Source organism: Winogradskyella sp. (genome assembly GCF_003712105.1).
Taxonomy (GTDB): Bacteria; Bacteroidota; Bacteroidia; order Flavobacteriales; family Flavobacteriaceae; genus Winogradskyella.
The window spans coordinates 701,358-728,293 of sequence record NZ_RHLG01000002.1 but is presented as its reverse complement, the minus strand read 5'-3'; the positions used below and the strand labels follow the sequence as shown (position 1 = coordinate 728,293).

22 protein-coding genes are annotated in these 26,936 nt (G+C 33.5%); 10 read left to right on the top strand and 12 right to left on the bottom strand.

What is annotated here, in order from left to right; translation table 11 throughout:
* Positions 1 to 302: chorismate synthase (locus ED556_RS07895; protein ID WP_296321752.1), on the bottom strand; the 302-nt coding region annotated here is incomplete at its 3' end.
* A 183-nt stretch (positions 303 to 485) separates the two neighbouring features.
* Between ED556_RS07895 and ED556_RS07890 the strand changes: the two genes are divergently transcribed.
* Complete coding sequence (locus ED556_RS07890; RefSeq protein ID WP_296321749.1) at positions 486 to 1,328, top strand: UDP-2,3-diacylglucosamine diphosphatase; 843 nt, start codon at positions 486 to 488, stop codon at positions 1,326 to 1,328.
* A gap of 11 nt (positions 1,329 to 1,339) precedes the next feature.
* Here the strand turns inward: ED556_RS07890 and ED556_RS07885 are convergent, their stop codons facing one another.
* Entirely contained in the window at positions 1,340 to 2,731 is a 1,392-nt protein-coding gene (locus ED556_RS07885) for an FAD-binding oxidoreductase (protein WP_296321746.1), read from the bottom strand.
* Positions 2,732 to 2,852: 121 nt separating this feature from the next.
* Between ED556_RS07885 and ED556_RS07880 the strand changes: the two genes are divergently transcribed.
* The gene (locus tag ED556_RS07880; RefSeq protein WP_296321743.1) at positions 2,853 to 3,329 is read left to right on the top strand and encodes a hypothetical protein; all 477 of its coding nucleotides are present in this window, start codon (positions 2,853 to 2,855) and stop codon (positions 3,327 to 3,329) included.
* Positions 3,330 to 3,374: 45 nt separating this feature from the next.
* Here ED556_RS07880 and bshA read toward each other — a convergent pair whose 3' ends face one another.
* The 9 genes from bshA to ED556_RS07835 form a co-directional block, all read right to left on the bottom strand.
* Complete coding sequence (gene bshA / locus ED556_RS07875; RefSeq protein ID WP_296321740.1) at positions 3,375 to 4,511, bottom strand: N-acetyl-alpha-D-glucosaminyl L-malate synthase BshA; 1,137 nt, start codon at positions 4,509 to 4,511, stop codon at positions 3,375 to 3,377.
* Positions 4,512 to 4,642: 131 nt separating this feature from the next.
* Positions 4,643 to 7,600 carry a glycoside hydrolase family 3 N-terminal domain-containing protein gene (locus tag ED556_RS07870; protein ID WP_296321737.1) on the bottom strand — a complete coding sequence of 986 codons (2,958 nt, stop codon included), beginning with the start codon at positions 7,598 to 7,600 and terminating at the stop codon, positions 4,643 to 4,645.
* Between the two features lie 111 nt (positions 7,601 to 7,711).
* Positions 7,712 to 8,935 carry a phosphoserine phosphatase SerB gene (gene serB / locus ED556_RS07865; RefSeq protein ID WP_296321735.1) on the bottom strand — a complete coding sequence of 408 codons (1,224 nt, stop codon included), beginning with the start codon at positions 8,933 to 8,935 and terminating at the stop codon, positions 7,712 to 7,714.
* A 124-nt stretch (positions 8,936 to 9,059) separates the two neighbouring features.
* Positions 9,060 to 9,542 carry an ABC transporter ATPase gene (locus tag ED556_RS07860; RefSeq protein ID WP_296321732.1) on the bottom strand — a complete coding sequence of 161 codons (483 nt, stop codon included), beginning with the start codon at positions 9,540 to 9,542 and terminating at the stop codon, positions 9,060 to 9,062.
* Positions 9,543 to 9,739: 197 nt separating this feature from the next.
* On the bottom strand, positions 9,740 to 10,525 hold the full coding sequence (locus ED556_RS07855) for a (Fe-S)-binding protein (protein ID WP_296321729.1): 786 nt from the start codon (positions 10,523 to 10,525) through the stop codon (positions 9,740 to 9,742).
* Positions 10,526 to 10,535: 10 nt separating this feature from the next.
* The gene (locus ED556_RS07850) at positions 10,536 to 11,213 is read right to left on the bottom strand and encodes an outer membrane beta-barrel protein (RefSeq protein ID WP_296321724.1); all 678 of its coding nucleotides are present in this window, start codon (positions 11,211 to 11,213) and stop codon (positions 10,536 to 10,538) included.
* Positions 11,206 to 12,510: a 4Fe-4S dicluster domain-containing protein gene (locus ED556_RS07845; protein ID WP_296321721.1), complete on the bottom strand. Its 1,305-nt coding sequence runs from the start codon at positions 12,508 to 12,510 to the stop codon at positions 11,206 to 11,208. The genes ED556_RS07850 and ED556_RS07845 overlap by 8 nt, the downstream gene beginning before the upstream one ends.
* 12 nt (positions 12,511 to 12,522) lie before the next feature.
* Positions 12,523 to 13,470, bottom strand: coding sequence for an MlaD family protein (locus ED556_RS07840; RefSeq protein ID WP_296321717.1), 948 nt, complete (start codon positions 13,468 to 13,470; stop codon positions 12,523 to 12,525).
* 61 nt (positions 13,471 to 13,531) lie between these two features.
* Positions 13,532 to 14,656, bottom strand: coding sequence for an N-acetylmuramoyl-L-alanine amidase (locus ED556_RS07835; protein WP_296321715.1), 1,125 nt, complete (start codon positions 14,654 to 14,656; stop codon positions 13,532 to 13,534).
* 113 nt (positions 14,657 to 14,769) lie between these two features.
* Between ED556_RS07835 and ED556_RS07830 the strand changes: the two genes are divergently transcribed.
* Genes ED556_RS07830 through ED556_RS07815 form a run of 4 tightly spaced genes read left to right on the top strand, consistent with a single transcriptional unit; the run spans position 14,770 to position 20,280 of the window.
* Positions 14,770 to 17,577: a putative LPS assembly protein LptD gene (locus ED556_RS07830; RefSeq protein ID WP_296321713.1), complete on the top strand. Its 2,808-nt coding sequence runs from the start codon at positions 14,770 to 14,772 to the stop codon at positions 17,575 to 17,577.
* 10 nt (positions 17,578 to 17,587) lie between these two features.
* Positions 17,588 to 17,968: a RidA family protein gene (locus tag ED556_RS07825; RefSeq protein WP_296321711.1), complete on the top strand. Its 381-nt coding sequence runs from the start codon at positions 17,588 to 17,590 to the stop codon at positions 17,966 to 17,968.
* A gap of 20 nt (positions 17,969 to 17,988) precedes the next feature.
* Positions 17,989 to 18,759 (top strand): TIGR02757 family protein, encoded by a 771-nt coding sequence (locus ED556_RS07820; protein ID WP_296321709.1) that lies wholly within the window; start codon positions 17,989 to 17,991, stop codon positions 18,757 to 18,759.
* 30 nt (positions 18,760 to 18,789) lie between these two features.
* A complete protein-coding gene (locus ED556_RS07815) occupies positions 18,790 to 20,280 on the top strand; it encodes a carboxypeptidase (protein WP_296321707.1) in 1,491 nt (496 codons plus the stop codon).
* Between the two features lie 51 nt (positions 20,281 to 20,331).
* Here the strand turns inward: ED556_RS07815 and ED556_RS07810 are convergent, their stop codons facing one another.
* Positions 20,332 to 22,218: a peptidase M61 gene (locus ED556_RS07810; RefSeq protein WP_296321704.1), complete on the bottom strand. Its 1,887-nt coding sequence runs from the start codon at positions 22,216 to 22,218 to the stop codon at positions 20,332 to 20,334.
* 95 nt (positions 22,219 to 22,313) lie between these two features.
* Here ED556_RS07810 and ED556_RS07805 point away from each other — a divergent pair, with 95 nt between their 5' ends.
* The 4 genes from ED556_RS07805 (at position 22,314) to ED556_RS07790 (ending at position 26,934) form a co-directional block, all read left to right on the top strand.
* A complete protein-coding gene (locus ED556_RS07805) occupies positions 22,314 to 23,321 on the top strand; it encodes a glycosyltransferase family 2 protein (RefSeq protein ID WP_296321785.1) in 1,008 nt (335 codons plus the stop codon).
* 111 nt (positions 23,322 to 23,432) lie between these two features.
* Positions 23,433 to 25,355 (top strand): BatA domain-containing protein, encoded by a 1,923-nt coding sequence (locus tag ED556_RS07800; protein ID WP_296321701.1) that lies wholly within the window; start codon positions 23,433 to 23,435, stop codon positions 25,353 to 25,355.
* On the top strand, positions 25,352 to 26,608 hold the full coding sequence (locus tag ED556_RS07795; RefSeq protein WP_296321698.1) for a dihydroorotase: 1,257 nt from the start codon (positions 25,352 to 25,354) through the stop codon (positions 26,606 to 26,608). Before ED556_RS07800 ends, ED556_RS07795 begins: the two co-directional genes overlap by 4 nt.
* The gene (locus ED556_RS07790; RefSeq protein WP_296321696.1) at positions 26,608 to 26,934 is read left to right on the top strand and encodes a hypothetical protein; all 327 of its coding nucleotides are present in this window, start codon (positions 26,608 to 26,610) and stop codon (positions 26,932 to 26,934) included. Before ED556_RS07795 ends, ED556_RS07790 begins: the two co-directional genes overlap by 1 nt.
* Positions 26,935 to 26,936 lie beyond the last annotated feature (2 nt).

Below are 26,936 nucleotides of genomic sequence, written 5' to 3'. Positions count from 1 at the left end.
ACATCCTTAATATGTGAATAATCCTTGGACTTTTGATTGGTATTATGAATTACAAAACCTATAGGTGTTCCTGTGGTTTGCCCCTCAAAAATACCTGAATAAAATTCTACATTATCTGGTTCTTTGCGTTGAGTAACAATTTTAGATTGCCCTGGTTTGCGGCGATTCATTTCATTCTGAATAGCTTCAAAATCCAATTTTAGCCCTGCTGGACATCCATCAATAATGCCACCAATTGCTTTCCCATGAGACTCACCAAAGGTTGTAAGTTTAAATAATTTTCCGAAGGAATTACCTGCCATTAAAATATATTTTGTGCTAATGTAAATGTAATCTCACAGAAACAAAAGCCTAAAAGATAATTTATAATTCTGTGTATGAAATTATTCCATAACACTTTGATAACAATTCCATTAATTATAATTAATTATTGATTAACTCTAAGGTTATATAGATGCTAGTAATTTGCACAAAACCCTGAATAATTGAACTTAAAGCGTAAACTTGATGTTGTTGTTGTCTCGGATGTACATCTAGGTACATACGGTTGTAATGCAAAAAAGCTTCTTAACTATCTTAATAGCATAGAAGTCAAACACTTAGTACTAAATGGCGATATTATTGATATATGGCAATTTAAAAAACGTTACTTCCCAAAGTCACATTTAAAGGTTATTAAAAAGATAATGGATTTGTCGGCTAATGGTACAAAAGTGACCTATATAACAGGCAACCATGACGAAATGCTACGCAAGTTTACAGACACCGAAATCGGAAACATTTCTATTGTTAATAAATTATTACTAAACCTTGATGGCAAAAAAACATGGATATTTCATGGCGATGTGTTCGATGTCTCAATTCAAAAGGCCAAATGGATTGCTAAGCTTGGTGGTTGGGGCTACGATTTACTTATTGTCTTAAATCGTTGGGTTAATTGGTACTTACAACAACGTGGTAAAGAACGTTACTCATTTTCACAAAAAATAAAGCGCAACGTTAAGGGTGCAGTAAAATACATTGGTGACTTTGAAAAAACAGCTTCAGATTTAGCCATACAAAATGGTTACGAGTACGTCATTTGTGGTCATATTCATCAACCTACAATTGAGGTGAAAACAAACTCTAAAGGATCTACAACTTATTTAAATTCAGGAGATTGGGTTGAAAACTTCACGGCATTAGAATACCGACTTAAACGCTGGAAACTATACAATTATAACAACGACAAGTTGATTCCTTTTGCTCCGGATGAAGAATTAAAATCAATAGATACCAAGGATTTAATTGCGGCTATTACTATTGTAAAGCAACCAGAAGAAAAATAAATTAATTTGTATTAGTCGATATCTAAAACTTTACCGCGATTGAGAATGTTTTTAGGGTCAAGTGTTTTCTTAAGTTGTTTCATCGTAAATATTTCCTCTTGAGTTCTGCAGAGGCTTAAATATTCTTTTTTATGCAATCCAATGCCATGCTCCGCAGAAACAGAGCCTCCTAAATCTAATAGTGGTTCATAAACTACTGCATTAATCGCTTTCCGTAATTCATCACTATTATTTTCTTTACCAATAATGTAATGAATATTGCCATCACCGACATGACCAAACGGAAAAATATGAGTGACTCCCTTTATTTTAGAAAGCTTACTTGTGATTTCTGAAATCGTATCGCCTATTGCGTTAATTGGTAAGCTTATATCAAAATGTTGGTCATAATCACAAACGGTGACCAAGGCATCTACGTTTTCACGTATGTGCCAAAACCAATTAAGATCTTTATCAGTAGTTGCAAATACTGCATCTTCAATAATTTCTTGGTGTAACGCCTCTTCTAAAAGATGTTCTAAACGCATCTTATCTTGCTCAAGATCACTTCCAAGTCCTTCTAATAAGACATAGTAATTATAATCATATGGCAGCGGTGAACGCTCAACGGATTGATCCTGCGTTAAAGTTATAAAAGTATCTTTCCAGATCAACTCATAACTACTTAGTGTTCCTGCTAGCCCTTGATCTACATGGCGCATAAAAGAAACTACCTTATTAAAATCATTTATCCCAACAAATGCTGAAACGCGACTTTTAGGAGACTCAACCAATTTTAAGACAGCTTTAGTGACAATACCTAATGTACCTTCAGAGCCAATAAACAAATGCTTTAAATCATAAGCAGAATTGTCTTTTATAATCTTTTTTAATGAAGATAAGATTGTTCCGTCTGCTAATACAACTTCTAGACCTAAGACTAAATTTCTAGTCATACCATATCTAATTACCTGAAGACCACCTGCATTAGTTGATATAGCGCCTCCTATTTGAGCAGAGCCCTTAGCGCCATAATTCAATGGAAATAAAAGTCCAATTTCTGACACTGCCTGTTGAACATTCTCCAAAATTGCTCCCGCTCCAACGGTAATAGTTCTACTTAGAATATCTGGAGTTTCAATAGCATTCATCCGTTCCATGGAAATCACGATTTCATTACCTGATGTTTCTGTACTACCAACCAAGTTTGTTAAACCACCAAAAACAATTACAGGAGTTTCGGTTTCATTACAGATTTTCATTATTTCAGAAATCTGATGTGTCGTCTCCGGTAATAGCATGGCTTGAGCATTAAGTGGTTCATCCATTGCCCAAATGTGATGATATCTAGAAGACAAACCATCTCCTATTAATACTTGCTCGGGTTTTAAAATATTTAAGAAGGAATTTATCAATGGTTTCATTCAGTTGAATTCAAAAATTACCAATAATCTAATAGTGCTTTAAACACGTAAATCAAATATATAAATAGTTTTGGCGTTATTTTTGATATAAATACCAAAATCAATTTAAAAACGAATAATCATGAAAAAACTAATTTTATCTGCATTCACTATTATTGGATGCTTAGTATTTACAAATGCACAAAATATAGCTGAAAATGCTATTGGTCTTAGACTCGGTGATAGTGATGGCTTGGGAGCTGAAATATCTTACCAAAGAGGTTTAGGAGACAACAATAGACTTGAAGTTGATTTGGGTTGGCGCACAGGCGACGACTTTGATGGCTTTAAATTAGCTGGTCTATATCAGTGGATTTGGAATATTGATGGAGGATTTAACTGGTATGCCGGTGCAGGTGGTGGCGTTGGATCTTATGATTTTGAAGCTCCAATTAACGATAGTGAAACGTTTTTCTTTGCCGCAGGAAATGTTGGTATAGAATATGACTTTGATATACCACTCTTGCTATCTCTAGACTTTAGGCCAGAAATTGGTTTTGGAGATGTTAATGATGATTTAGATTTTGATATCGCACTAGGAATACGATATCAATTTTAGAAGATTAATAAAACATATTTAAAGCCATCGTATTGATGGCTTTTTTTAATTTATAAGACATTGAGATAATGTCCTCTCGTATATCGCCTCATACATTGGAACAACATTATGCAAATCGAAATTTAAGGATTGTGCTTTTGCATTTTCTTTGAATTGCTCTAAAACAGCTGGATCTTTAAGAATCTTAATGGCATTAGATGTCATTTCAGAACTATCATTAACATCGCTTAAAAACCCTGAATATCCATCTCTATTAACTTCTGGTAAACCTCCAGTGTTTGATGAGACTACTGGAACACCAGATGCCATTGCTTCAAGCGCAGCTAAACCAAAACTTTCGGTTTGAGAAGGCAATAAAAACAAATCACTAAAGCAGAGTATCCGGTCAATTTCATTACTGTTTCCAAGGAATACTACTTTATCGCTAATACCTAATCTTTCTACTAATATTTCAGCAGGTTCTTTTTCTGGGCCTTCACCTACCATCATTAGCTTTGCAGGTATTTCTTTCTGAATATTATAAAATATCTTAATTACATTAGGAATATTCTTTACTTCCCTAAAATTACTAATATGTGTAATTATTCGTTCTTCATCAGATGCCATTAAACTCCGTTGACAATCCGTAAAGCTTGTTTGTGATTTCTCTATGTCAATAAAGTTAGGTACAACTTCAATCTCTTTCTTTATATCAAAAAGCCTCAAGGTATCTTGCTTTAGACTTTCGGATACTGAAGTAACAGCATCCGACTTATTAATGCTAAACGTAACTGCAGGCTTATAGAATGGATGACTACCAACAAGTGTTATATCCGTTCCATGAAGCGTTGTTACAATAGGAACATAAATACCATCATCTTTCAGCATTTTTTGTGCCATGTAAGCTGCATATGCATGTGGTATTGCATAATGTACATGCAATAAATCTATACCATGAAGCTTTACCATATCTACTAATTTGCTTGATAAGGCAAGCTCATAAGGTTGGTAATGAAATAAAGGATATTCTGGAACATGAACTTCATGAAAATGTACATTCTTGCTTAGCAACTCTAGCCTTACAGGCTGTTTGTATGTAATAAAATGAATTTCATGACCACGCTTGGATAATTCTAAGCCTAGTTCTGTAGCTACTACACCACTTCCACCAAACGTTGGGTAACAAACAATTCCTATTTTCATTTAATGCTATTATTTGGCACTAAATTAAATGATTTGAAATTGTTGCTGTAAGTTTTAACGAATAATTGAGATTTAACAGTCCATCAAAATTTAATAATCAAAAACTCATATTCAATATGCATACAAATGCATTACTCAATAATGGCTTCGTAGATAAATCGTTGGATCTCCGTGCGAATGTTTTCGCGTAGTAAGCGATTTTTTCCTGCTTTTGGATATGTTCGATTTGCTAAGAACACATAGACTATTTCTTCATCAGGATCAGCCCAAGCATAGGTGCCAGTAAAACCAGAATGTCCAAAACTCTTCATTGACAAACATCCGCAGGTTGGTCCTTCATCTCCTAATTGAGGTTTATCGAAACCAACACCACGCCTATTATTTTTATGGCAATAATGGCATTTAGTAAACTCAGTTAACGTGCTGGTTTTAAAATAGCGTTTACCACCATAAAAACCCCTTTGAAGATACATCTGCATGAGTTTTGCAACATCATTGGCATTACTAAAAACACCTGCATGACCTCCAACTCCATCTTGCATCGCTGCACCCATATCATGTACATACCCATGCACTTTTTGATATCTAAAGTAATCGTCAACTTCTGTAGGGACAATATCTTTAAGACTAAATTTTTCTCTTGGACGGTAGGTTGTATAATTAGCTCCCAAAGATTGATAAATATGGTCTTGCACTAATTCTTCTAATCCTTTACTATGGTATTTTTCTAAATATTTTTTAAGCAGATAATATGGTAGATCACTATATCGGTATCGTAGACGAGAAAGTAATTCAGTGTCCTTTATGACATCATAAATTGAATCCTTATAATCGTTTCGCATGAAAAGTTTATCTGTAATTTCTACATTATAGCTACCTGTTTTTGATGTTTTATACCACTTTTTTAATGGCTTTTTGGTTATGGTGTCTAATGTGTTTGCATAAAATGGAATCCATGGTTTCAACCGTGCATAATGTGATAGCATTTGTTTTACTGTGATATCTTCTTTATCAGTATTTTTATATTCGGGTAACAGCTTAGATATCTTCGTATTCAAGGATATAATTTTATTTTCTTGAAGTTCCATGATTAATGGTACGGTCGCCATAATTTTAGTTAAAGAGGCTACATCATATACATCATCAAAATCAACTTTATTTTTCTTTTGGTAGGTATGATAACCAAAGTTTTTATTGTAGATAACTTTTCCTTTTCTTGCAACTATTAGCTGAATACCAGGAGTCATTTGCTCCTTTACTGCATAGTTTGCAATAGAATCTAACTTCTGAAGCTTTCTGGAATCCATGCCTACATCTTCAGGTAAACCATAGGATAAATTATTGATAGCATTAAACTCAATACCATCTCCATTAGCAAAATATTGACCAGCTGAAACCGGTAAATGTCCTTTTGCTGGAATTGCTCCAAAAATAAGCTGGGCAGATTTTTGTTGACCTATTTCACTATTTTGGTAACTCATTACTATGGCTTCAATATTCTCTATTGTTGAGAAATCCATTAATGCATATGGTCTAGCAAAAACATCTAAAATAACAGTATTTGTCCTAGCGATTTCATATAACCATGTTAGCTCTTTAGTCGAAAACTTATAGGATTTCCATGGATTGGCATTAGACTTATGACAACCTATAACAACTGTATTGTAATTTTTTAGTTTTTCTAGGAGCTCATTTAGGCCATCAGCTTCAATTTTATGAACTTTGGTGTATTTCTTTAACTCATTGTAAAACGCTGAACCAGAATCATCACCGAAAGACACGTAAGCAATTTTCTTTGTCTCCAAATTACGTAATGGTAGAATATCGGACTTATTTTTAAGCACCGTAATGGCATTCTCCATTAATTGGCCATATAGAACATCATCAGTAATTCTTTTAATATCGCCATGCACACCATTATAAGAAATTGGTTTATACTCATTTAAGCCTACTTTGTATTTAGCCATTAAAATCTTTTTTACTGAGAATGCTAAACGCTCTTCTGTAATTTCACCTTTATTAAATGCGTCAGTGATTTTCTCGATCCCCTTTGGAATGTTCTCTGACATTAATAAAACATCATTACCTGCCTTGAACGCCATAAGATCAATTTCTCCACGAGTATCAATTTTCTTTGCGGAAGTACCATCAACTTGAGGTTGCACAAAATCTGCTGCACCTTTCATAGTCAATGCATCAGTAAAAATTAAGCCTTTAAATCCTAATTCTCCCTTCAAGACGTCGGTTACTACGTATTTTGATAATGAGGTTGGCAAACCATTTTGAACACCAAAATCTGGAATATTAAGGTGTGCTACCATAACACTAGACAAACCTTCTTTGATAAGCTTTCGGTAAGGATACAATTCAACAGAATCTATACGCTGTTTATTAAAACTCACAGTTGGCAAAGTCTTATGAGAATCTGCATCTGTATCTCCATGACCAGGAAAGTGCTTAGCATTAGCCAAAACACCTGCAGATTGCATACCTTTCATAAATGCCAATGCTTTCTTAGTTACATTGTCTTTATCTTCACCAAAAGAGCGATTACCAATTATGGGATTATTTGGGTTAGTATTAATATCAACAACTGGAGCAAAATTAAAATGTACGCCAACGCGCTTACAATGTTCTCCAATCTGATAGCCAGTTTTTTCTATGAGTCTATCATTAGCAACAGCACCTAATGTCATATTCCATGGAAAAGCATAGGTAGAATCTAATCGCATACTTAATCCCCATTCTGCATCCATACCTATAAGAAGTGGTATTTTAGCTTCAGATTGCAGGTTATTGTCCATTTTTACCTGACGCGTTGGACCACCTTTTGAATAAATAACACCACCAATATTGTGATTTTTTATTAAGGCCGCGATCTCATTTTCATGTTTAAATCCTTTATTTGAAAACGCCTGAACCATAAACAATTGCCCAATACGTTCTTTTAAAGTCATTGAATGATAAAGACTATCAACCCATTTTTGCTGAGCTTCTACATCTTTAGATAGTAACGGATTTGGTGTTTCTTCTTGTGAGAATCCTAATAAGTAAAAACATGAAAATATAATGAGGGCAATACGTTGCATAAATTAAACTTGTGTATTATGGTATAACGAATACCATGCCAAAATAGCATAAAAACGTTGACCTAAAAAAGCTTTAAGATAGATTTATAAAGACTTTAATTAACAATAGACCTAACTCAACAAGTCGATGTGTCTATCATGATAACCTAAAAGATATAAAACACCGTCTAATCCAATACTCGAAATTGAGTTTTGTGCATTATCTTTTACTTTTGGCTTCGCATGAAAAGCAATGCCTAGACCAGCCAAATCAAGCATTTGAAGGTCGTTTGCTCCATCACCAACTGCAATAGTTTGACCAATATCAATACCTTCTCTGTCTGCTAATAGTTGCAGGTATTCGGCTTTTTTGTCACCATCCACAATGTCACCTAGATAGCCACCTGTAAGAACTCCATCTTTAATTTCTAATTGGTTAGCAAATACATAATCGATATCCAATTTTTCTTTTAAATAGTTTCCAAAATATGTAAAACCACCAGATAAGATTGCTGTTTTAAAGCCATATGCATGAAGTGTATCTATTAAACGGCGAGCGCCTTTAGTAATAGGAAGATTTTCAGCAACGGTTCTTAGAACATCTTCAGATAAGCCTTTTAACAATTTCATTCGACGTTTAAAGCTCTCGTTAAAATCAATTTCACCTTGCATAGCAGATTCTGTGATTGCTTTTACTTGCGCTCCAACACCAGCAAGTTCTGCTAACTCATCGATAACTTCGGTTTGTATTAATGTAGAATCCATATCAAAACAAACCAATCGCCTATTTCTTCTAAATATGTTGTCTTCCTGAAACGCAATATCTACATCCAAATCCCGTGAGATTTGCATAAATTTTTCTGTTAGCTCTGTTTTATTATCTATTTGCCCTCTGATTGATAATTGAATTGACGCTCGAGGATAGTCTTCTTGTTTGACTAAAGATAATCGTCCAGTTAACCGCTTAATAGAATCTATATTTAATCCTTTATCCGAAATAATCTTTGTTACCTTCGATATTTGCTCAGCAGCTAACTTCTCTCCTAGTATAGTAATTATATAGCGGTCTTTACCTTGCAAGTTGACCCAATCTTCATATCCTTCTAATGTAATAGGTGTAAACTTCGCTGTAATTCCAAGTTCGTATGCTTTAAATAACAAGTCTTTTTGAACAGCAGAAGATTTTTCGCCAGCTTCAATTTCGAATAGCATACCTAAAGACAATGTATCATGTATATTTGCTTGTCCTATATCTAGAATTTTTGCGTCATAGGTAGCTAAAACACTAGTTAACCCAGAAGTAAGACCTGGCTTATCTTGCCCTGAAATGTTTAATAAAAAAATATCTTTAGCCAAAGTAATTTATAATTACAGATTTTAGATTTACGATTTGGCAAATATTAGGAATATCAACTAATTATGAAAATAATTAGCTATTGTAATTCGATAAAAATATTAAAGAAAGACTGAGAATTTTTCATCATAAGAAACGACTATGCCAACTCTCACTCGCAGGTACTTCCCAATTTTCTTTAAACTCAGCAATGTTTGTAACTAGATTATTAAAGACAATTGTCTTTTTTGAAATAGCTTTTTGCTTTGCCATTTTTTTGAAATCGACCAAAGATTTATAAGCTATATAATCGCCTTGTTTGTATGACACATTCATTTTATCCATTAAATCCACATTATAATCCTTTTCTAATTGTTGAATAAAATGTACCGAAGCATCAATGGAGCAACCAGTAGCTGCATTTAAGTTTTGATTTAAGGCAATAACAATAAAACGTTTATAAATAATCTTAAACCCAGATTGTAAGTCTTTACCATGCGCAGTCCAAGCTTCTATAAAACCATTGAGTTTAGTTTCAATTTCTGAGAGTTCTTTTTCAGTAAATGAACGATTAGCTTGGTAAATCCAAACACGTGATTCTTCAGGAAGTGTATTAAAATCTACTAACATTAATTAATCTTTTGATCTTTTGTTTTGATAATAGTATCTCAGCGCACCTGTACTTGCAAAAAATAAAAACCAAACAGGTATCCATTTATAATTTATGAGCCCATTTTTAAAATAACTAAATATTAAAAGTATTGCTGTAAACAAAATACCATTTCGCAATGCCACTTTAAGCATTTGTTTATCGGTAGAATTCATAATTACTGCATATTTGCAATCAATTCAGCAACATCGAGAACAGTAATGCTATCTTCTTTTTCTTTAGCTTTTATACCATCAGTCATCATGGTATTACAGTAAGGGCAGCCTGTAGCAATAATATCTGGAGTAGTTTCAAGAGCTTGTTCTGTGCGTAAAACATTAACGTCTTTGTCTCCTTTTTCTGGTTCTTTAAACATCTGGGCACCACCTGCACCACAACACAAGGCAAAACGCTTATTCTTTTTCATTTCTACCAGTGTAGCTTTAGTGTTTTGTAAAACACTTCTTGGGGCTTCAAATTCACTATTAGCACGACCTAAATAACAGGGGTCATGGAATGTAATACGTTTACCTTTGTAGGTATCGCCATTAACACTTAAGCGACCAGTATCAATAAGTTCTTTTATATATTGTGTATGATGCACAACGTCGTAAACGCCACCAAGACTTGGATATTCATTCTTTAGACAGTTAAATGAATGTGGATCGCAGGTAACGATACGCGTCACCTCATAGGCATTTAGGACTTCTATATTCATCATAGCTTGCATCTGAAACAAAAACTCGTTCCCGGCACGTTTGGCTACATCACCGGTATTACTTTCTTCTTCGCCTAAGACTGCAAAATCAACGCCAGCATTATTCAAAAGTTTTACAAAAGCTTTTGATATTTTCTTTGCTCTGTCATCGTAGCTTCCCGCAGAACCAACCCAAAATAAAATTTCAGGTTGCTTGCCTTCGGCCATATATTCTGCCATTGTTGGTACTTTTAATTCCTCGTTCATAATTGATTAGTTATAAGAAGATATTGAAACCGGCTAAAAATCCTATTGTATTATTTTTAAACTTTATATCTGAAGTATCAGGGTTTGAAGTTGTACTACTATAACCAACTCCTAGATCGACTGAAACTTTTTGTGAAATAAAAATAGCTATACCACCATTGAAACTATATTGAAAGATATCAGATGTGGTGTCCACAGGTTGAAAAAACACAGGGTCATTAGGATTAGTAATTGTATTACTGACTGCATTTTTTGACTTTGATATACCAAAGCCAATATTTCCTTGAATAAAAGGTCTAATATTAGTACCATTAAAATAATACCTAACAAAAGGAGAAGCTATAAAAGAAGTATTTCTTAAATTTAAACCAACGTCATCATCTTTTCTTCTTGAAAACGACACTGGCAACTCCATACCCACAACTAAATGGTTAGACACAAAATAACCTGCACCAACGCCTAATGAGATTCTCAAATCATTTCCAGTATCTATAGTTTGACCATTAGACTCGACTTCCGAATTTGTTGAATTAAAAAAAAGGTTTGAGCCACCACCAATAAACCAATTTCCTTTAGAAATAGACTCGCTTGAAACGGAGGAATCATCTTGAGAAAAAAGTGTTAGACAAGTGAATAGAGTAAGTAAAACAAAGGTGTATTTCATGTTTATATATGTAAATTTATTCATTAACCCAATTTAGACGGTCTTGTTGGTTATATGGCCATGGTGCGCCATTGTTTTCAATATTAGTCATCATGTTGTTAAGTTCCATTGGTGCAGCGCTCTGCTCCATAACTAAGTAGCGACGCATTTCCATGATAATTGACAATGGATCTATGCTTACAGGACAAGCTTCAGTACATGCATTACATGTTGTACATGCCCAAAGCTCTTCGTGCGTGATATAATCCCCTAAAAGTTGTTTACCGTCTTCTTTAAATTCACCACCATTAGTATCTATGTTTTTACCAACTTCTACTAATCGATCACGCGTATCCATCATGATTTTACGTGGCGATAATTTTTTTCCTGTTTGATTTGCTGGACACTCACTAGTGCAACGCCCACATTCAGTGCACGTGTACGCATTTAATAACTGAATTCTATTTAAATCCAATACATCACTTGCACCAAACTTAGCTGGCTCTTCATCAGATTCGCCTTCGGCTGGTACAGCAAATGGATCTGCATTTGGATCCATCATTAACTTCACTTCTTTGGTAACAGCTTCAAGATTATTAAACTGCCCTTTTGGTGTAAGCTTTCCGTAATACGTATTTGGAAACGCTAATAGAATATGTAAATGCTTAGAGAAATATAAATAGTTCAAGAAGATAAGTATACCTATAATGTGCAACCACCAAGCTGTGCGTTCAATAACATGAAGAGTTTCAGGATTATCACCAAACCATGGTACAATAAATTGCGATATTACATTTCCTGTACCTAATTGCTGAAAAGACGTATCAGTTGCATTCATTACTAAGAATAGACACATCAAAACAACTTCGAAATACAGAATGATATTACCGTCATTTTTTGGCCAGCCTTTTAAGGTTTTGAATCGTTTTAGATTGATTATGTTTCGTCTGAGCCAAAAGACAATTACTGCCACTAAAACAAGCACTGCTAATATTTCGAAACTCCCTATTAAAAATCCATAGACAGATTCTGGCAATACTTTAAGGCCTATTCGATGTGTACCAAAAAGACCATCGATAATGATCTCGAGCACTTCAATGTTTATGATAACAAAACCTATGTATACTATAATATGAAGAATACCAGCTATTGGTCGTACTACCATTTTACTTTGACCAAGGGCAATACGAGCCATGTTTTTCCAACGTTGGCCTTTATTATCACTGGCATCTACTTCTCTACCAAGCTTAATGTTACGGATTAGTTTTTTTACATTTCTCGCAAAATATCCAATACCTAATACTAAAACGATTGCGAAAATTATGTTAGGTAAATAACTCATATATTGGTTAGTCTAGTTCTTTTGTAGTTCTTCTTCAGTTGGAGCTTCGTAAGGTATTTCACGCTTAGATAAAATACGTCTATATCGTGCAGGATGCAGTTTAATATCTAATAATAGTAGCTCCATTTCTTTGGATGCTGCTTCAAGATTGTTATAAAGCTTGTCATCCTTAAGTAACTTTCCAAGTGAACCTTCGCCTTTTTCGAAGCTTTCTAAGAGCGAATTGATACTTAGAAGCGTTTTATCAAAATCTTCTATAGTCTTGGATAATTTTGCCTTTTTTAAATCTTCAGACAATTCAGATAAATTAGCACTAGCAGTTTTAAAACTATCTAAAGTAGCAGCTATCTTTTCATCATTTGCTTTAACTACATCCGTAATATTGTAAGCTAAACCTTTAAACGATTTTAGTGTAGCATTAAGTTCTTTTATAGTTGCTTTTAATCCTGTATCCGATTCGTCAATAACCAATCCATTTAAACTCATCATCAATGTATCGGCCGAGCGCAATGTCTTATCTAAATTTGTACTAAGCCCAGAGAAATTGTCCTTTAATGATGATACTAAGCCAGGTTGAATTTCTGAAGCAATAAAATCACCTTTTTTAGCTTTTTCGCCTTCATATGAATCAATTACTGCTAAAGCATTGCCGCCCATAATTCCTGTTTCGTACAATCGGATTTTTGAAGATTTGGAAAATGTTAATCGTGGGTCAACTGAAAATTCGACGCGTGTCATTCCAGTCTTAAAATCGTATTTGATATCTTCAACCTTACCAACAACATTTCCTTTAATAGTCACAGGTGAAGACATGGTTAATGCGTTATAATCAAACTCTGTATAGAATTCTACTTCGTCAGAAAGTAAATCTTGGCCTTGTAGGTATTTAAATAGATATATAAACAGAAGTACACCTGAAATGACGAGTACTGCAGTTTTGACTTCTCTAGATATTCTCAATGTAATTGTCTTTGGTTAGTAACAAAATTAGGAATAATATAATTAAGAACCTTTATAAAAATCAACGTCTTTTAAGGGCTTCTTCTATAGCAATCCTTTTATCACCTTTATAAGCAACTACAAAACTGGAAGCGTAACCTTTTGACTTGGCAATTTCTTTAAGCTTCATTATGGCATTATAATCTGATGTTGCCCCATGATAATATTTATAAATAGTTCCATGTTGTTCTCTGCTAATATCAGATAATCCATTGAAATTGTATGGCTTAGCCTCAAGTTTACGAGAACTTGCAGCAATTTGTACCTTAAAGGTAACCCCTTTTACGATTCGTGTTGACACTTCATCCAGTGGTAGGTTGTCCTCTTTATTTTCTTCAGAATCAATAAGGATATTATCTCCAACATTATTATTGAGTTCTTTTTTATAGTCTAAGATTGCTTCTTTTAGTGCATTAGACATTTTATGCTGACCAGCTTTAGAATTTAAAAATGTCCCTTCCTTTTTATTACTAATAAAACCGAGTTCAACAAGCACACTTGGCATATATGTATTTCTAATAACTAGTAAACTCTTTTGCTTTAAACCTCGGCTTTTTCGTTTTGCTTTTTGTTTAAAATTATTTTCTATTTTCTGGGCAAGTGCTATACTTTGCTCAATATATACTTCTTGCTCGATACCAATAGCTATAGTAGATTCTGGTGAACTAGGGTCAAAACCAGCATAATTTTTCTCATAATCGTCTTCTAAGAAAATAACTTCATTTTCACGTTTTGCAAATTCAAAATTACGTTCGGTATTTTTTTCACCTAAAACCCAAGTTTCTGTACCATAAGGCTTAGAGTTTGCAACAGCATTACAGTGAATAGATATAAACAAATCCGCATCTGCCTTATTAGCTATATCTGCTCGCCTCCATAATTCTATAAATTTGTCTGTTTTACGGGTATAAATAACTTTTATATCATTTAATTTTTCTAGCTCTTTACCCAATTCTAATACAACGTCAAGTGCTATTTTCTTTTCTTTAAACCCATTGCTTATGGCACCAGGATCTCTACCACCGTGACCGGCATCTAAAACAACTACAAATTTGTCTGTAGGCTTTTCAATTTCTGAAAAAGATGTTAAACCTATTATAAATAGAGTTGCTAGACATACTAATATGAAATATTGCTTCGTTTTCATCTAAACATTAAAACGGTAAATAATACGCTATTATTACCTTTATTTATTTGGCTCGTTTATAATTATAACTTTAATTGCGATATTAAATCAATCACAAAAAAATATATGTAATTTTGGGGTTTCAAAAACCGAGCCATACTTTTACAAAAATACCATATAAAGGTTTGCGTACAAATAGCCTAAAGATACTTTTTGCCCTTAGTTTTACAGTGTTTATCAACACTTTTGGCTATTCTCAAGATTTACCTCCAAAACCTAAGGTTATTAAACCTGTTGAAAAACCTAAAACTTTAGAAAGAGACACCACTACCATTTCTGTAGATTCATTACTTAAACCAAAAGAAAATCTTAAAGTTGTAGACTCTGTAAAAACAGATTCAATTAAAAAACCTAAAGAGCTTCTTGAAGATAAAGTTATTTATAGTGCTGACGGTTATGTGTCTTTAAACAACAAGGAGAATAAGATTTATCTATATGATAAAGCTATCGTAAAATACCAAGACATGGAAATCACTGCTGGTGTTATTGTTATTGATAATAATACCGACTTGATTTATGCTGGTCGCGTAAAAGATTCTTCGGGGTATTCGCAACAACCAGTATTTACACAAGCGCAGAATAAAGTTGAGCCAGACTCCATAATATTTAATAAGGAAAGTAAAAAAGCGATCATCTTTAATTCTAGAACCGAAGATTCTGGTTTAAATATCTTCGCACCGATTACCAAACGTGAAAATGATTCTACTATTTTTATGAAAGATGCGCGGTTTACAACTGCTGAAGACTTAGATGACCCTGAATATCAATTCATTGCTGATAAAATAAAATTAGTACCTGGTAAAAAAATTGTTGTAGGACCAACGTATATGGAAATCTATGGTGTACCTACTCCTATTGCTTTACCTTTTGCTTTCTTTCCATTAGCAAAAGATCAAAAATCTGGTATCATTTTCCCTACATTTGGTGAAGATACTGGCAGTGACCGTGGTTATTTTATACAAAATGGTGGTTATTATTTTGCAATTAGTGATTACTTAGATTTAGCCGTACTTGGAGATTATTATACGAATGGTAGTTATGGCCTAAGGGTTGAAAGTAACTACGCCAAACGTTACCGATTTAATGGAAACTTAGCGATTAGGTATGAGAACCTATTAACAAGTGAACGAGGTTTCCCAGATTTTACTCAAAATACAATCTATAATATTCGTTGGTCTCACAGCCAAGATGCAAAAGCAAATCCAAATTCGAGATTTTCTGCATCTGTAAATTTAGGAAGTAGTCAGTTCTTTAGACAATCTGTAAACCAGAATAACATTATTAATTCTCAAAACAATACACTTGCATCATCAATTTCGTATTCAAAAACGTTTCCTGGTGATCCTCAGGTTAATATTAATGCCACAGCAACACACTCACAAAACACACAGTCTGAGCAAATTAATTTAACCTTGCCAACATTACAAATGTCTGTTGGACGTGTTTTCCCTTTTGCTCCAAAAGTTGGTGCTAAAAAAGGTGTTATTCAGAATATCAACTTTCAATACAACTCAAGAGCCGAATATCGCATTACGACAACAGATTCTTTATTTGGAAAAAGTGAAATGTTTGATGACGCTTTAGCCGGGATGCAACATACTATACCATTAACAACAAACTTTAAGTTATTTGATTATTTCAGTGTAAGTGCCAGTACAACATATCAAGAAAATTGGACTTTAAATACTATAAATCGCAGTTTTGATGAAAATACGCAATCTATAGTCACTACAGACGTCAATGGTTTTGATAGCTTTAGAACCTATAATTTTAGTGCTAATATAGGTACTACTCTATATGGCTTATTCCCGTTTAATAAAAAGAATAAAAACGCTAAAATACAGGCAATTAGACATGTAATGCGACCATCAATTAGCTATACAGTACAACCGGCTTTTGACCAATATTTTGAAGAATTCGAAACTTTTGAGACTGTTGATGCTAACGGAAACACCATTAGAGAAGTTGAAGAGTTTACCCGATTTGAAGGCTCTATTTTTGGTGCTCCTGGTAATAGATACTCCAGTTCTATTGGTCTCGATATTGGTAATAATTTTGAAGCTAAAATTCGCTCAAAAGACTCTACTGAAACAGAGCCAAAAAAGATTACACTTATCAATAACTTAAATGTTAGTACACGTTATGATTTAGCGGCAGACTCATTAAACCTTTCACCAGTTAGAATAAGTGGTGGACTCAAATTCTTAAAAGATAAAATGTCTGTGAACTTTGCAGCAACTTTAGACCCATACGCACTTGATAATAACAACACTAAGATTAATACATTTAATATAAATAACGGTGGTAGTCTGTTCCGATTGACATCTGCCAATATTAATATGAGTTATTCGCTAACGAACGAAACTTTCAGTAAATCTGGCGACTCTGAAAAAGACCAACGTGATCGTGATGAAGCTGTAAGAGCAAATGGTAGAACAGACGATTTATTTGGAAGAACAGAGGATTTTTCGACGCGTATTTATACAGATGAAGACATTGAACGTCAAAAAGAACGCGAAGCTAACTTAACAGATTATAACTACAAAATACCTTGGAATTTACGATTAGCATATGCAGTAAACTACAACAATACTAGGCGCGAAAATACCATTGCATCACATTCCTTAATGTTTTCAGGAGATATAGAATTATCCCCAAAATGGACTGTTGGTGCATCATCTGGTTATGACTTTTTAAATAAAGGATTTACATTTACACAATTCCGTTTTGAAAGAGACTTATTAAGTTGGAGAATGAATTTCTCATGGGTACCGTTTAGTAATTTGTCGTCTTGGAATTTCTTTATAGGCATTAAATCAAACTTCTTACGTGACTTAAAATATGAGCAACGTCGTCAGCCCGATCAACGTTTAGGAAATTAGACTTTTAAAAATGAAAAAAATAATCAACACATCAAAAGCCCCAGCACCTATTGGACCATATAATCAAGCAGTTTTAAGCGGTAATATGCTATTTACATCTGGTCAAATAGCTTTAAATCCTGATACTATGGAATTGGTTATTGGAGATATTAAGACTGAAACCAAACAAGTAATGGAGAACATGAAAGCCGTTTTAGCTGAAGCTGATATGACGTTTGAAAATGTGGTTAAAACTTCAATCTTCATTAGTGACATGAATAACTTCTCTCAGATAAATGAAGTTTATGGAGACTATTTTGATGAAGCTACTGCTCCAGCACGCGAAACCGTTGAAGTTGCTAATTTACCGAAGTATGTAAATGTGGAGATTAGCATGATTGCAGTTAAGTAAAACTAAATCTTCATTATTGGGTGAAACTCAAAAAAGCAGAACTTAAAGACTTTTTGGATAGTAAAGTTGAGCTATACAACAATCCAAACTTTATTGATAGTGACCCAATTCAGATACCTCATTTGTTTTCAAAAAAAGAGGATATTGAAATTATAGGGTTTTTAACTGCTACAATTGCCTGGGGTAATCGTAAAAGCATTATCACAAATGCTAAACGTATCGTAGATTATCTTGACAATTCTCCGTACGAATTTATAATGCAGCACCAAGATACTGACTTAGAAAAGCTACTACCTTTTGTTCACCGCACCTTTAATGGCAATGATTTTATTCAGTTTATTACAAGTTTAAAACATATATACAACAGTCACGATGGGCTAGAATCAATATTTTCAAATTATGCAGAAAAGGATTCGCTACAATATGCTATTCATAAGTTTAAAGCACTTTTTTTTGAGATTGAACATCTTGAACGGTCAAAAAAACACATTAGTGATCCATTAAAAAACTCTGCTGCAAAACGCATTAATATGTTTTTACGTTGGATGGTGAGGAATGATAATCATGGTGTCGATTTCGGTATTTGGAAACGTCTTTCCCCATCTCAACTCAGTTGCCCATTAGATGTGCATTCTGGCAATGTTGCTCGTAAGCTAGGCTTGTTAAAACGTAAGCAAAATGACGCTAAAGCCTTAATGGAGTTGGATACAAACCTCAGAAAACTTGACATTAATGACCCAGTGAAATATGATTTTGCACTTTTTGGTTTAGGGGTTTTTGAAGGGTTTTAGTTATTTTTATTGCATATAAAATATAACCCTATGCGATTTAAAATATTTCTTGCTACTACTCTATTTTTCGGTTTATTTACTCAAGCTCAAAACCTTGAAGTTCTAATAGATACGGTTCATACAACAACCCATTCTACAACGATAAAAGGTAAAACAGTTAATTACAAAGCTATGACTGGATTTCAACCTGTCTGGAATAAAGACGGTGAAGTTATGGCAGCATTGTATTACACCTACTACAAACGCACAAATGATAGCAAAGGTAATAAGCGGCCATTAATTATTTCGTTTAACGGAGGTCCAGGTTCTGCATCGGTTTGGATGCACATTGCTTACACTGGCCCTAAAGTATTGAATGTAGATGACGAAGGCTACCCTATTCAGCCTTATGGCGTAAAAAGTAATCCTAATTCAATATTAGATGTTGCGGATATTGTGTTTGTGAATCCAGTAAATACAGGTTATTCTCGTAAGGTGATGCTTAAAAACGGAAAGTATGAAGATGACAAGACGTTCTTTGGTATTAATGCAGATGTAAAATACCTCGCCAGTTGGATAAATACTTTTGTAACACGAAACAACCGCTGGGAATCTCCTAAATATATTATTGGCGAAAGTTATGGTGGTACAAGAGTTATGGGATTATCATTAGAGCTACAAAACAACCAATGGATGTACTTAAATGGAGTCATAATGGTTTCACCTGCAGATTATAAAGTATTGCGTGTTGGTGGCCCAGTATCATCAAGCTTAAATTTACCTTATTACACAGCTGCAGCCTGGTATCATAAAATGCTACCTAATGAACTCCAAAGTAAAGATTTACTAGATATTTTACCAGAAGCTGAAAACTTTGCCATAAATGAGCTCATGCCAGCAATAGCAAAAGGCGGTTTTATATCGGGTGCTGAACGCAAAGCAATTGCCAAGAAAATGAGTTACTATTCTGGTTTATCTGAGGATATTATTCTAAAACAAAATCTTGATGTCCCTAATCGATTCTTCTGGAAAGAACTTTTAAGAGATAAAACTGGACAAACAATTGGTAGATTAGATAGCAGATATTTAGGAATAGATAAAGTAGAAACTGGTACAAGCCCAGATTATAGTGCAGAATTAACATCATGGTTACATTCATTTACACCTGCAATTAATTATTACATCATGAATGAATTGGATTTTAAAACAGATTTAAAATACAATGTCTTTGGAAATGTTGGTAATTGGGACAGGTCTAATGATAACGTCAGAGAAAATTTGCGTCAAGCCATGGCACAAAACCCTTATTTAAAGGTGTTAACACAATCTGGTTATTATGATGGTGCAACCACTTACTTTCAGGCAAAATACAATCAATGGCAAATTGATCCAAGCGGAAAACTAAAAGACCGAATGTATTTTAAAGGTTATCGAAGCGGACATATGATGTATTTACGAAATGAAGATTTAATAAAGGCTAATGATGACTTAAGAGCATTTATAAAAAATGCTTCAGCTAACGGAAAGGCTGCAAAATATTAATAAAAAAGGCTTCCAGTTTGGAAGCCTTTTTTATATCTGCATAGTTTTATTTTAGCCCTTTAACCAAGCATTGCGTAAATCTATTTGCTCTTGAGTAGCAGTTTCATCTTCTGTTAATCCAGTACCCTTAGCATATGCTTTTTCTAATTTAGCTTTTAATTGAACTGGTTTGCCATCACGCTCTAATTCTAATTCTATATCTTGACCTTCTTGCCATGAGAACATTCCTGTAACTACTTCTTGTGCATTTTGCAATGTCAATTCTTTACCATTAACAGTTTTAATAATATCATTTGCTTGGATGCCTTGAGATTTCCAGAATGAATTTTTTAATGCCACATCTGTAAAGAAAATACCTTTGTCTGGTGCTCCGCTAAAAATAATATTTTGCCCACCAGCAAATATGTAATTGGTTTCTACTTCAGTCTCAGCATTTACCAAACCTACCATTTTAAAGAAATCATCGTAGTTAATTGGTACATTACCTTCAACATGAGTCTTTAAGAATTCTCCAATACTTGGGTAAGTCATTTGTGTTATTTCGGCAATAATAGAATCATCTTCAAATGGTTTGTTTTTACCATACTTAGCAGATAATTCTTTCATTAATGATAACATACTGCGTGTTCCATTACTTTCTTTTCGCATTAATATATCAATACACATTCCAATTAATGCACCTTTTTGGTAAACATTAATATAGTTTTCTTTGTATGGAGACTCAAGGATATTTTCACTCATCATAGTAAAACTCATATCGTCTTTATAATTCTTTGCAAAATTGATTTTCCCTTGAACTACATTGTAGAATTTGTTTGGTTCTACTAAATCTTTATAAACCTGAAAATGTTGAGCGAAATACTCTGTAACACCTTCGTACATCCATAGGTGCTTTGAAAATGTAGGCTGATCATAATCAAAATAATGTACATCTTCAGAATGCACTGAAAGCGGTGATACAATATGGAAAAACTCATGAGCAACCACATCGACCATTGACTTAGCAAGACCTTCTGGCGAAGAAGCTTCTGGTAAAACTACAACAGTAGATGTATGGTGTTCTAAAGCACCAAAACCTTTTGGAGCATCATCTGAGCCATCTGATAAGTATAAATAGATATCATATCTAGCCGTACTGTTTATATCTCCTAGATATGCTTTTTGAGCTTCCATCATCTCAAACATAGTCTGCTTTAAACTTGCAGCTGTATGTGTTTTATTTGGAGAGTATACACTTAATACAATTTTAATGTCTCCTACCATAAACTCTTCTACATCAAGCTTTCCAAACATCATAGGGTTATCGGTGATATCAAAATACCGTGTTGCAAAATAATTAGTAACTGTCGTGCTAACATCAGTATTTGCCTCACTTTTAACCTCTAATGCAGAAGTCCTTATAAAGTCTTTAGGAGAAGTAACACTAAGAGTATATTGGTTATTTTTAAGATTATCAAAATACCCAATAAACCCATGAAGGTTTAGCACAAAATTATCTTCTTCAATATTTGTACCTGCTGGCGAGAAGATATCTTCTCCGCCTATTCCGCCTTGCTTTTCAGTATCAAATGTGTCATTTACATAATATGTTATTTTATCAAGTTTGGTTGCGTCTGCAATGGACCATGTATTTGTATCAACATTAGCAACTGTAAGTTCATTACCATCATAATCTAAAGCTTTTAAATCTTCAACATATCGGCCATAATCAGCTACCGAGTACGTACCTTGAACAACTCTAGGCAATCTATAAGTTACTGTTTCAACATTAAAACGACCAGGGTTTATAGTCACTGGAACTCTGTCATTGTCTATTTCCGTTAAATTTAAAGCGGTTTCAATAGGATTATTAACTGCAGAATCGTCAACTTTTGGTTTTGCTGAACCACAAGAAACTATTATTAATGCTAATAATGGAAGGAATTTGCTATATCTCATTTTAAATAAAATTTTTTTACTTGTCGGTCAAAACTAGTATTTGTTACATGAGATTAACTAAAGGAATTGTTAAAATTCTAGTTTATATTCGTGCTATGCAAAACCCTTTAGTCAGCATACTTACGCCATTTAAAAATGTTGAACTTTATATTGAAGATTGCATAGATTCAATACAAAGGCAGACATACAGCAATTGGGAATTAGTTATTGTAGATGATAACTCTACCGATAGCTCATATGAGATTATTCAGAAATATGCATCAATAGACAAACGCATTAAACTACTTAAAAATGATCAAAGTGGTATTATTACGGCGTTACGCAAGGCATTTAAGCACAGTATTGGTGAGCTCATTACTCGAATGGATAGTGATGATATTATGACTGATAACAAGCTTTCTGTTATGGTCAATCAACTTTTAGAACATGGCAAAAAGCATATAGCCACAGGTTTTGTAAAATACTTCAGTGAAACTGGTATAAGTGATGGTTATGCTAAGTACGAAGCTTGGTTAAATCAACTCACTAAAGATGGTAGTAACTATTCAGAAATATATAAAGAATGTGTTATAGCATCACCTTGTTGGATGATTCACCGCGACGATTTAATAGCTTGCGGTGCATTTAACCCAAATAGATATCCTGAAGATTACGATCTTACGTTTCGGTTTTATGAGTTTGGGTATACATGTATTCCTAACGACCAACTTTTGCATCTTTGGCGCGATTATAGCACAAGAACATCTCGTACTCATGAGCATTATGCCCAAAATTACTTTTTAGATATTAAGCTTCATTATTTTCTGAAACTAGATCATAATCCTTCTCGGCCATTAACTGTTTGGGGTGCAGGCTTTAAAGGAAAGACAATTGCTAAGTCTTTGGTAGAAAAAAATGTGAAATTTCATTGGATTTGTGACAACAAAAACAAAATTGGAAAATCTATATATGGTGTTGAATTACAACCTTTTGAAGATTTAAATGATATTCCTAATCCTCAAACTATAGTTACTGTTGCAAATGAATTAGAGCAAGAAAAAATAAGAACTTATTTTTCTAGTTTGAAAATGGAAGCGGTTAAAGACTATTTCTTCTTTTGTTAGTTCTCGACGATGCTCGAACAGACAAGGTTTATTAAAATATACTTAACATTAACTTTAGTTGTTTGTCAATTCCTATATTTGAGACCAATTAGTAATTGATAATAATACCGAATGCAGTTTAAACATCCTGAAATTCTCTGGGCACTACTCCTACTGCTAATCCCTATTATTATTCACCTGTTTCAATTAAGACGATTTCAAAAAGTTGCCTTTACCAATGTAAAGTTTCTTAAAAATGTAAAACTACAAACTCGTAAAAGTTCGCAAATTAAAAGGTGGTTAACATTACTTGCAAGATTATTACTCTTTGCCTGTTTAATTATTGCTTTTGCTCAGCCATTCACTTCAAATTCTAATACATTTAATGCTAAAAATGAGACTGTTATTTATTTAGACAACTCTTTTAGTATGGAGTCTAAGGGCAATAACGGGAGTTTGCTTAATGAATCAATACAGGGTATACTCAATACGTATTCTGATGACGACGAACTTACCATCTATACAAATGATAAAACGTTTAGAAATACGACCATAAAATCTGTTGCTAACGACTTAATTAGCTTGAAGCATTCAACGAATCAACTATCTTATAACTCAGCTTATTTAAAGGGAAAACAATATTTCTCTAAGGACAACTCATCAGTGAAGAATTTAGTTTTGGTGTCTGACTTTCAACAAAAAGATGAACAATTTGAGTTTCCAATAGACAGTAGTATTACATTACATTTAGTGCAACCAAAAGCTGTTTATAGAAATAATATAAGTATAGATAGTGTTTATGCGTCAAAGTTCAATTCAGAAACTATCGAATTAACAGCTAAATTATCTCAACAAGGTGAGCCAATTACTAATGTTTCTGTATCATTATACGATGGCGAAACATTAAATTCTAAAACTGCTGTAGACATTGATAAGGAAGCCGAAACCACATTTACAATTCCTTCAAATACGATATTTAAGGGTGAGTTATCTCTTGAAGATGCTGGTCTTCAGTACGATAATAGCTTGTATTTTAATATTAATGCTCCTGATAAGATTAATGTATTGAGTATAAACGAGGCTTCAGATGATTTTCTTCAACGCATCTATACTGATGATGAATTTAATTATACTTCATTTCAGAGTAATGCAATAGATTTTAGTCGTTTTGAATCTCAAAACTTAATAATATTAAACGAGTTAACAAACATATCAAATGCATTAATAAATACCTTAAACACAATAAAATCTGATGGTGTAAGTATTATAATTATTCCTTCAAGTAACATTAATTTAAACTCTTACAATCAACTACTTAATAATCTAAATTTAAGCAGAATTGTTCAAGAGAGTGCTATCCCAAAACAAGTAACAACCATAAATTACGATCATCCAATATTAAGAGATGCTTTCTACAACCGCGTTAATAATTTTCAGTACCCAAAAGTAAATTCATATTATAACTTTAATAGCACTTCTAACTATATACTGAGATTTGAAGATGGTAACCCGTTTTTAGTAAATAACACTAATTCCTATCTATTTAGTGCAGCAATTAATGAAGGTAACAGCAATTTCAAAAAATCCCCTTTGATTGTGCCTGTTTTGTACAATATTGGTAAGAAAAGTCTAGCATTACCGGATCTTTATTACCGCATTGGGACTGAGAATACAATCGACATCAATATTAAACTACCACAAGACAGGATTATTAATCTTGAAAACGGTGGAGAAACTGTAATACCCCAACAACAAACCTTTAGCAATAAAGTGACACTTAAAACTAGGGAATATCCTGATAAGGATGGAATAGTTAACGTGATGAATGCTAATGAATTACTATCGCAATTAAGTTTTAATTATCAGCGAAATGAAAGCAAGCTCATTTATCATAATATAGAGAAAAGTGTTAATTACTCATTGAATCAAAATCTGATTTCTACTATAGATACTATAAAAAGTAATGCAAGAATTAATGCCTTATGGAAATGGTTTGTTATTTTTGCCCTAGCTTTTTTAATAATAGAAATGCTAATTTTAAAATATCTTAAATGAATGCACTCCTAAAATCTGCTACAATTGTTGATTCTAAAAGTGATTTCCATAATCAAAATGTTGATATTTTAATAGAAAACGGCGTTATTACTAAGATTTCAAAACGCATTTCAAATCCTAAAAAGTATCGAGAGTATAAGTTAGATAACCTTCATGTTTCGTCAGGTTGGTTTGACAGTTCTGTATCTTTTGGTGAACCTGGTTTCGAAGACAGAGAAACAATAAGTAATGGACTTGACACTGCTGCGAATTCAGGATTTACAAATGTTGCATTAAACCCTAACACTAACCCAGTTATTGATAGCAATGCTGATATTGCCTTTGTAATTAATAAAGCAAATAATCATGCTGTTAATCTTAAACCGGTTGGTGCTTTGACGGTTAGCTCAAAAGGAATAGATTTAGCAGAGCTATACGACATGAAAAATGCTGGAGCCGTTGCATTTTACGATTATCAGAAACCTATATCTAACCCAAATCTTTTAAAAATAGCATTGCAATACGCTAGTAGTTTTGACGGTTTAGTAATGTCCTTTCCTCAAGAATCGAAAATTACAGGCTTAGGTGTTATGAATGAGCATATCAATAGTACCAAGCTTGGTTTAAAAGGTAATCCTGCTTTAGCTGAAGAACTTCAAGTAGCGAGAGATTTATTTTTACTTGAGTATACCGATGGAAAACTTCATATACCAACAATCAGTACAGCAAAATCTGTTGAATTAATTAGAGAAGCTAAAGCTAAAAAGCTTGATGTAACATGCTCAGTTGCTATTCATAACATATGCTTAACTGATGATGCGCTAAATGACTTTAATACAAACTATAAAGTATTACCACCTTTACGGACCCAAAAGGATACTGAAGCGCTTATCGATGGGTTAAAAGACGGTACAATAGATATGGTTACTAGTGACCACAACCCGATTGACATAGAGCGCAAAAAAGTTGAATTTGATCATGCTGAATACGGAACTATTGGGTTAGAATCTGCATTTGGAGCGCTACAAAACATATTCACAACTAAGAAAGCTGTTGCATTACTAACTCGTGGTAAATCAAGATTTGGTGTTAATGAATCTACTGTAAACATTGGAGAAAAAGCTGACTTAACGCTTTTTGATCCCGATGTCAACTACACCTTTTCTAAGACAAGCATATTCTCAAAGTCTAACAACAGTTGTTTTATGGGTCATCAATTAAAAGGAAAAATTTACGGCATAGCTTCTAATAATAAATTGGTAATCAAGAACTGATGACTCGAAACGCTGCAAAAGAAGGTAAAACATTAGGCATTGTAAGTTACTTAACCTTTATCGGCTTATTGGTTGCGATAACGATGAATTTAGAAAAGAAAAATCCTTATATTTTTTTTCATGCAAGGCAAATGCTTGGTCTTATACTAATGCTTATTTTTTCAAATTTATGTGAACGATATGTAAATACTTGGGTTGGCACTGGTTTATGGATTATAACTTTTGCGTCTTGGATTTACTGCTTAGTTTTCTCATTTAAAGGAGAAGCAAGATTACTACCTTATTTGGGTGATTACTTTCAGGACTGGTTTAAAAATTTAAAATAATC

What these genes read in the sequence shown, in the direction of transcription:
- ED556_RS07860 (WP_296321732.1), bottom strand. Translation starts at nt 9,542, where the DNA reads ATGTTAGTAGATTTTAATACACTTCCTGAAGAATCACGTGTTTGGATT.
- ED556_RS07870 (WP_296321737.1), bottom strand. Translation starts at nt 7,600, where the DNA reads ATGCAACGTATTGCCCTCATTATATTTTCATGTTTTTACTTATTAGGA.
- ED556_RS07825 (WP_296321711.1), top strand. Translation starts at nt 17,588, where the DNA reads ATGAAAAAAATAATCAACACATCAAAAGCCCCAGCACCTATTGGACCA.
- ED556_RS07880 (WP_296321743.1), top strand. Translation starts at nt 2,853, where the DNA reads ATGAAAAAACTAATTTTATCTGCATTCACTATTATTGGATGCTTAGTA.
- ED556_RS07810 (WP_296321704.1), bottom strand. Translation starts at nt 22,218, where the DNA reads ATGAGATATAGCAAATTCCTTCCATTATTAGCATTAATAATAGTTTCT.
- bshA (WP_296321740.1), bottom strand. Translation starts at nt 4,511, where the DNA reads ATGAAAATAGGAATTGTTTGTTACCCAACGTTTGGTGGAAGTGGTGTA.
- ED556_RS07835 (WP_296321715.1), bottom strand. Translation starts at nt 14,656, where the DNA reads ATGAAAACGAAGCAATATTTCATATTAGTATGTCTAGCAACTCTATTT.
- ED556_RS07800 (WP_296321701.1), top strand. Translation starts at nt 23,433, where the DNA reads ATGCAGTTTAAACATCCTGAAATTCTCTGGGCACTACTCCTACTGCTA.
- ED556_RS07795 (WP_296321698.1), top strand. Translation starts at nt 25,352, where the DNA reads ATGAATGCACTCCTAAAATCTGCTACAATTGTTGATTCTAAAAGTGAT.
- ED556_RS07790 (WP_296321696.1), top strand. Translation starts at nt 26,608, where the DNA reads ATGACTCGAAACGCTGCAAAAGAAGGTAAAACATTAGGCATTGTAAGT.
- ED556_RS07805 (WP_296321785.1), top strand. Translation starts at nt 22,314, where the DNA reads ATGCAAAACCCTTTAGTCAGCATACTTACGCCATTTAAAAATGTTGAA.
- ED556_RS07845 (WP_296321721.1), bottom strand. Translation starts at nt 12,510, where the DNA reads ATGAGTTATTTACCTAACATAATTTTCGCAATCGTTTTAGTATTAGGT.
- ED556_RS07855 (WP_296321729.1), bottom strand. Translation starts at nt 10,525, where the DNA reads ATGAACGAGGAATTAAAAGTACCAACAATGGCAGAATATATGGCCGAA.
- ED556_RS07850 (WP_296321724.1), bottom strand. Translation starts at nt 11,213, where the DNA reads ATGAATAAATTTACATATATAAACATGAAATACACCTTTGTTTTACTT.
- ED556_RS07815 (WP_296321707.1), top strand. Translation starts at nt 18,790, where the DNA reads ATGCGATTTAAAATATTTCTTGCTACTACTCTATTTTTCGGTTTATTT.
- ED556_RS07885 (WP_296321746.1), bottom strand. Translation starts at nt 2,731, where the DNA reads ATGAAACCATTGATAAATTCCTTCTTAAATATTTTAAAACCCGAGCAA.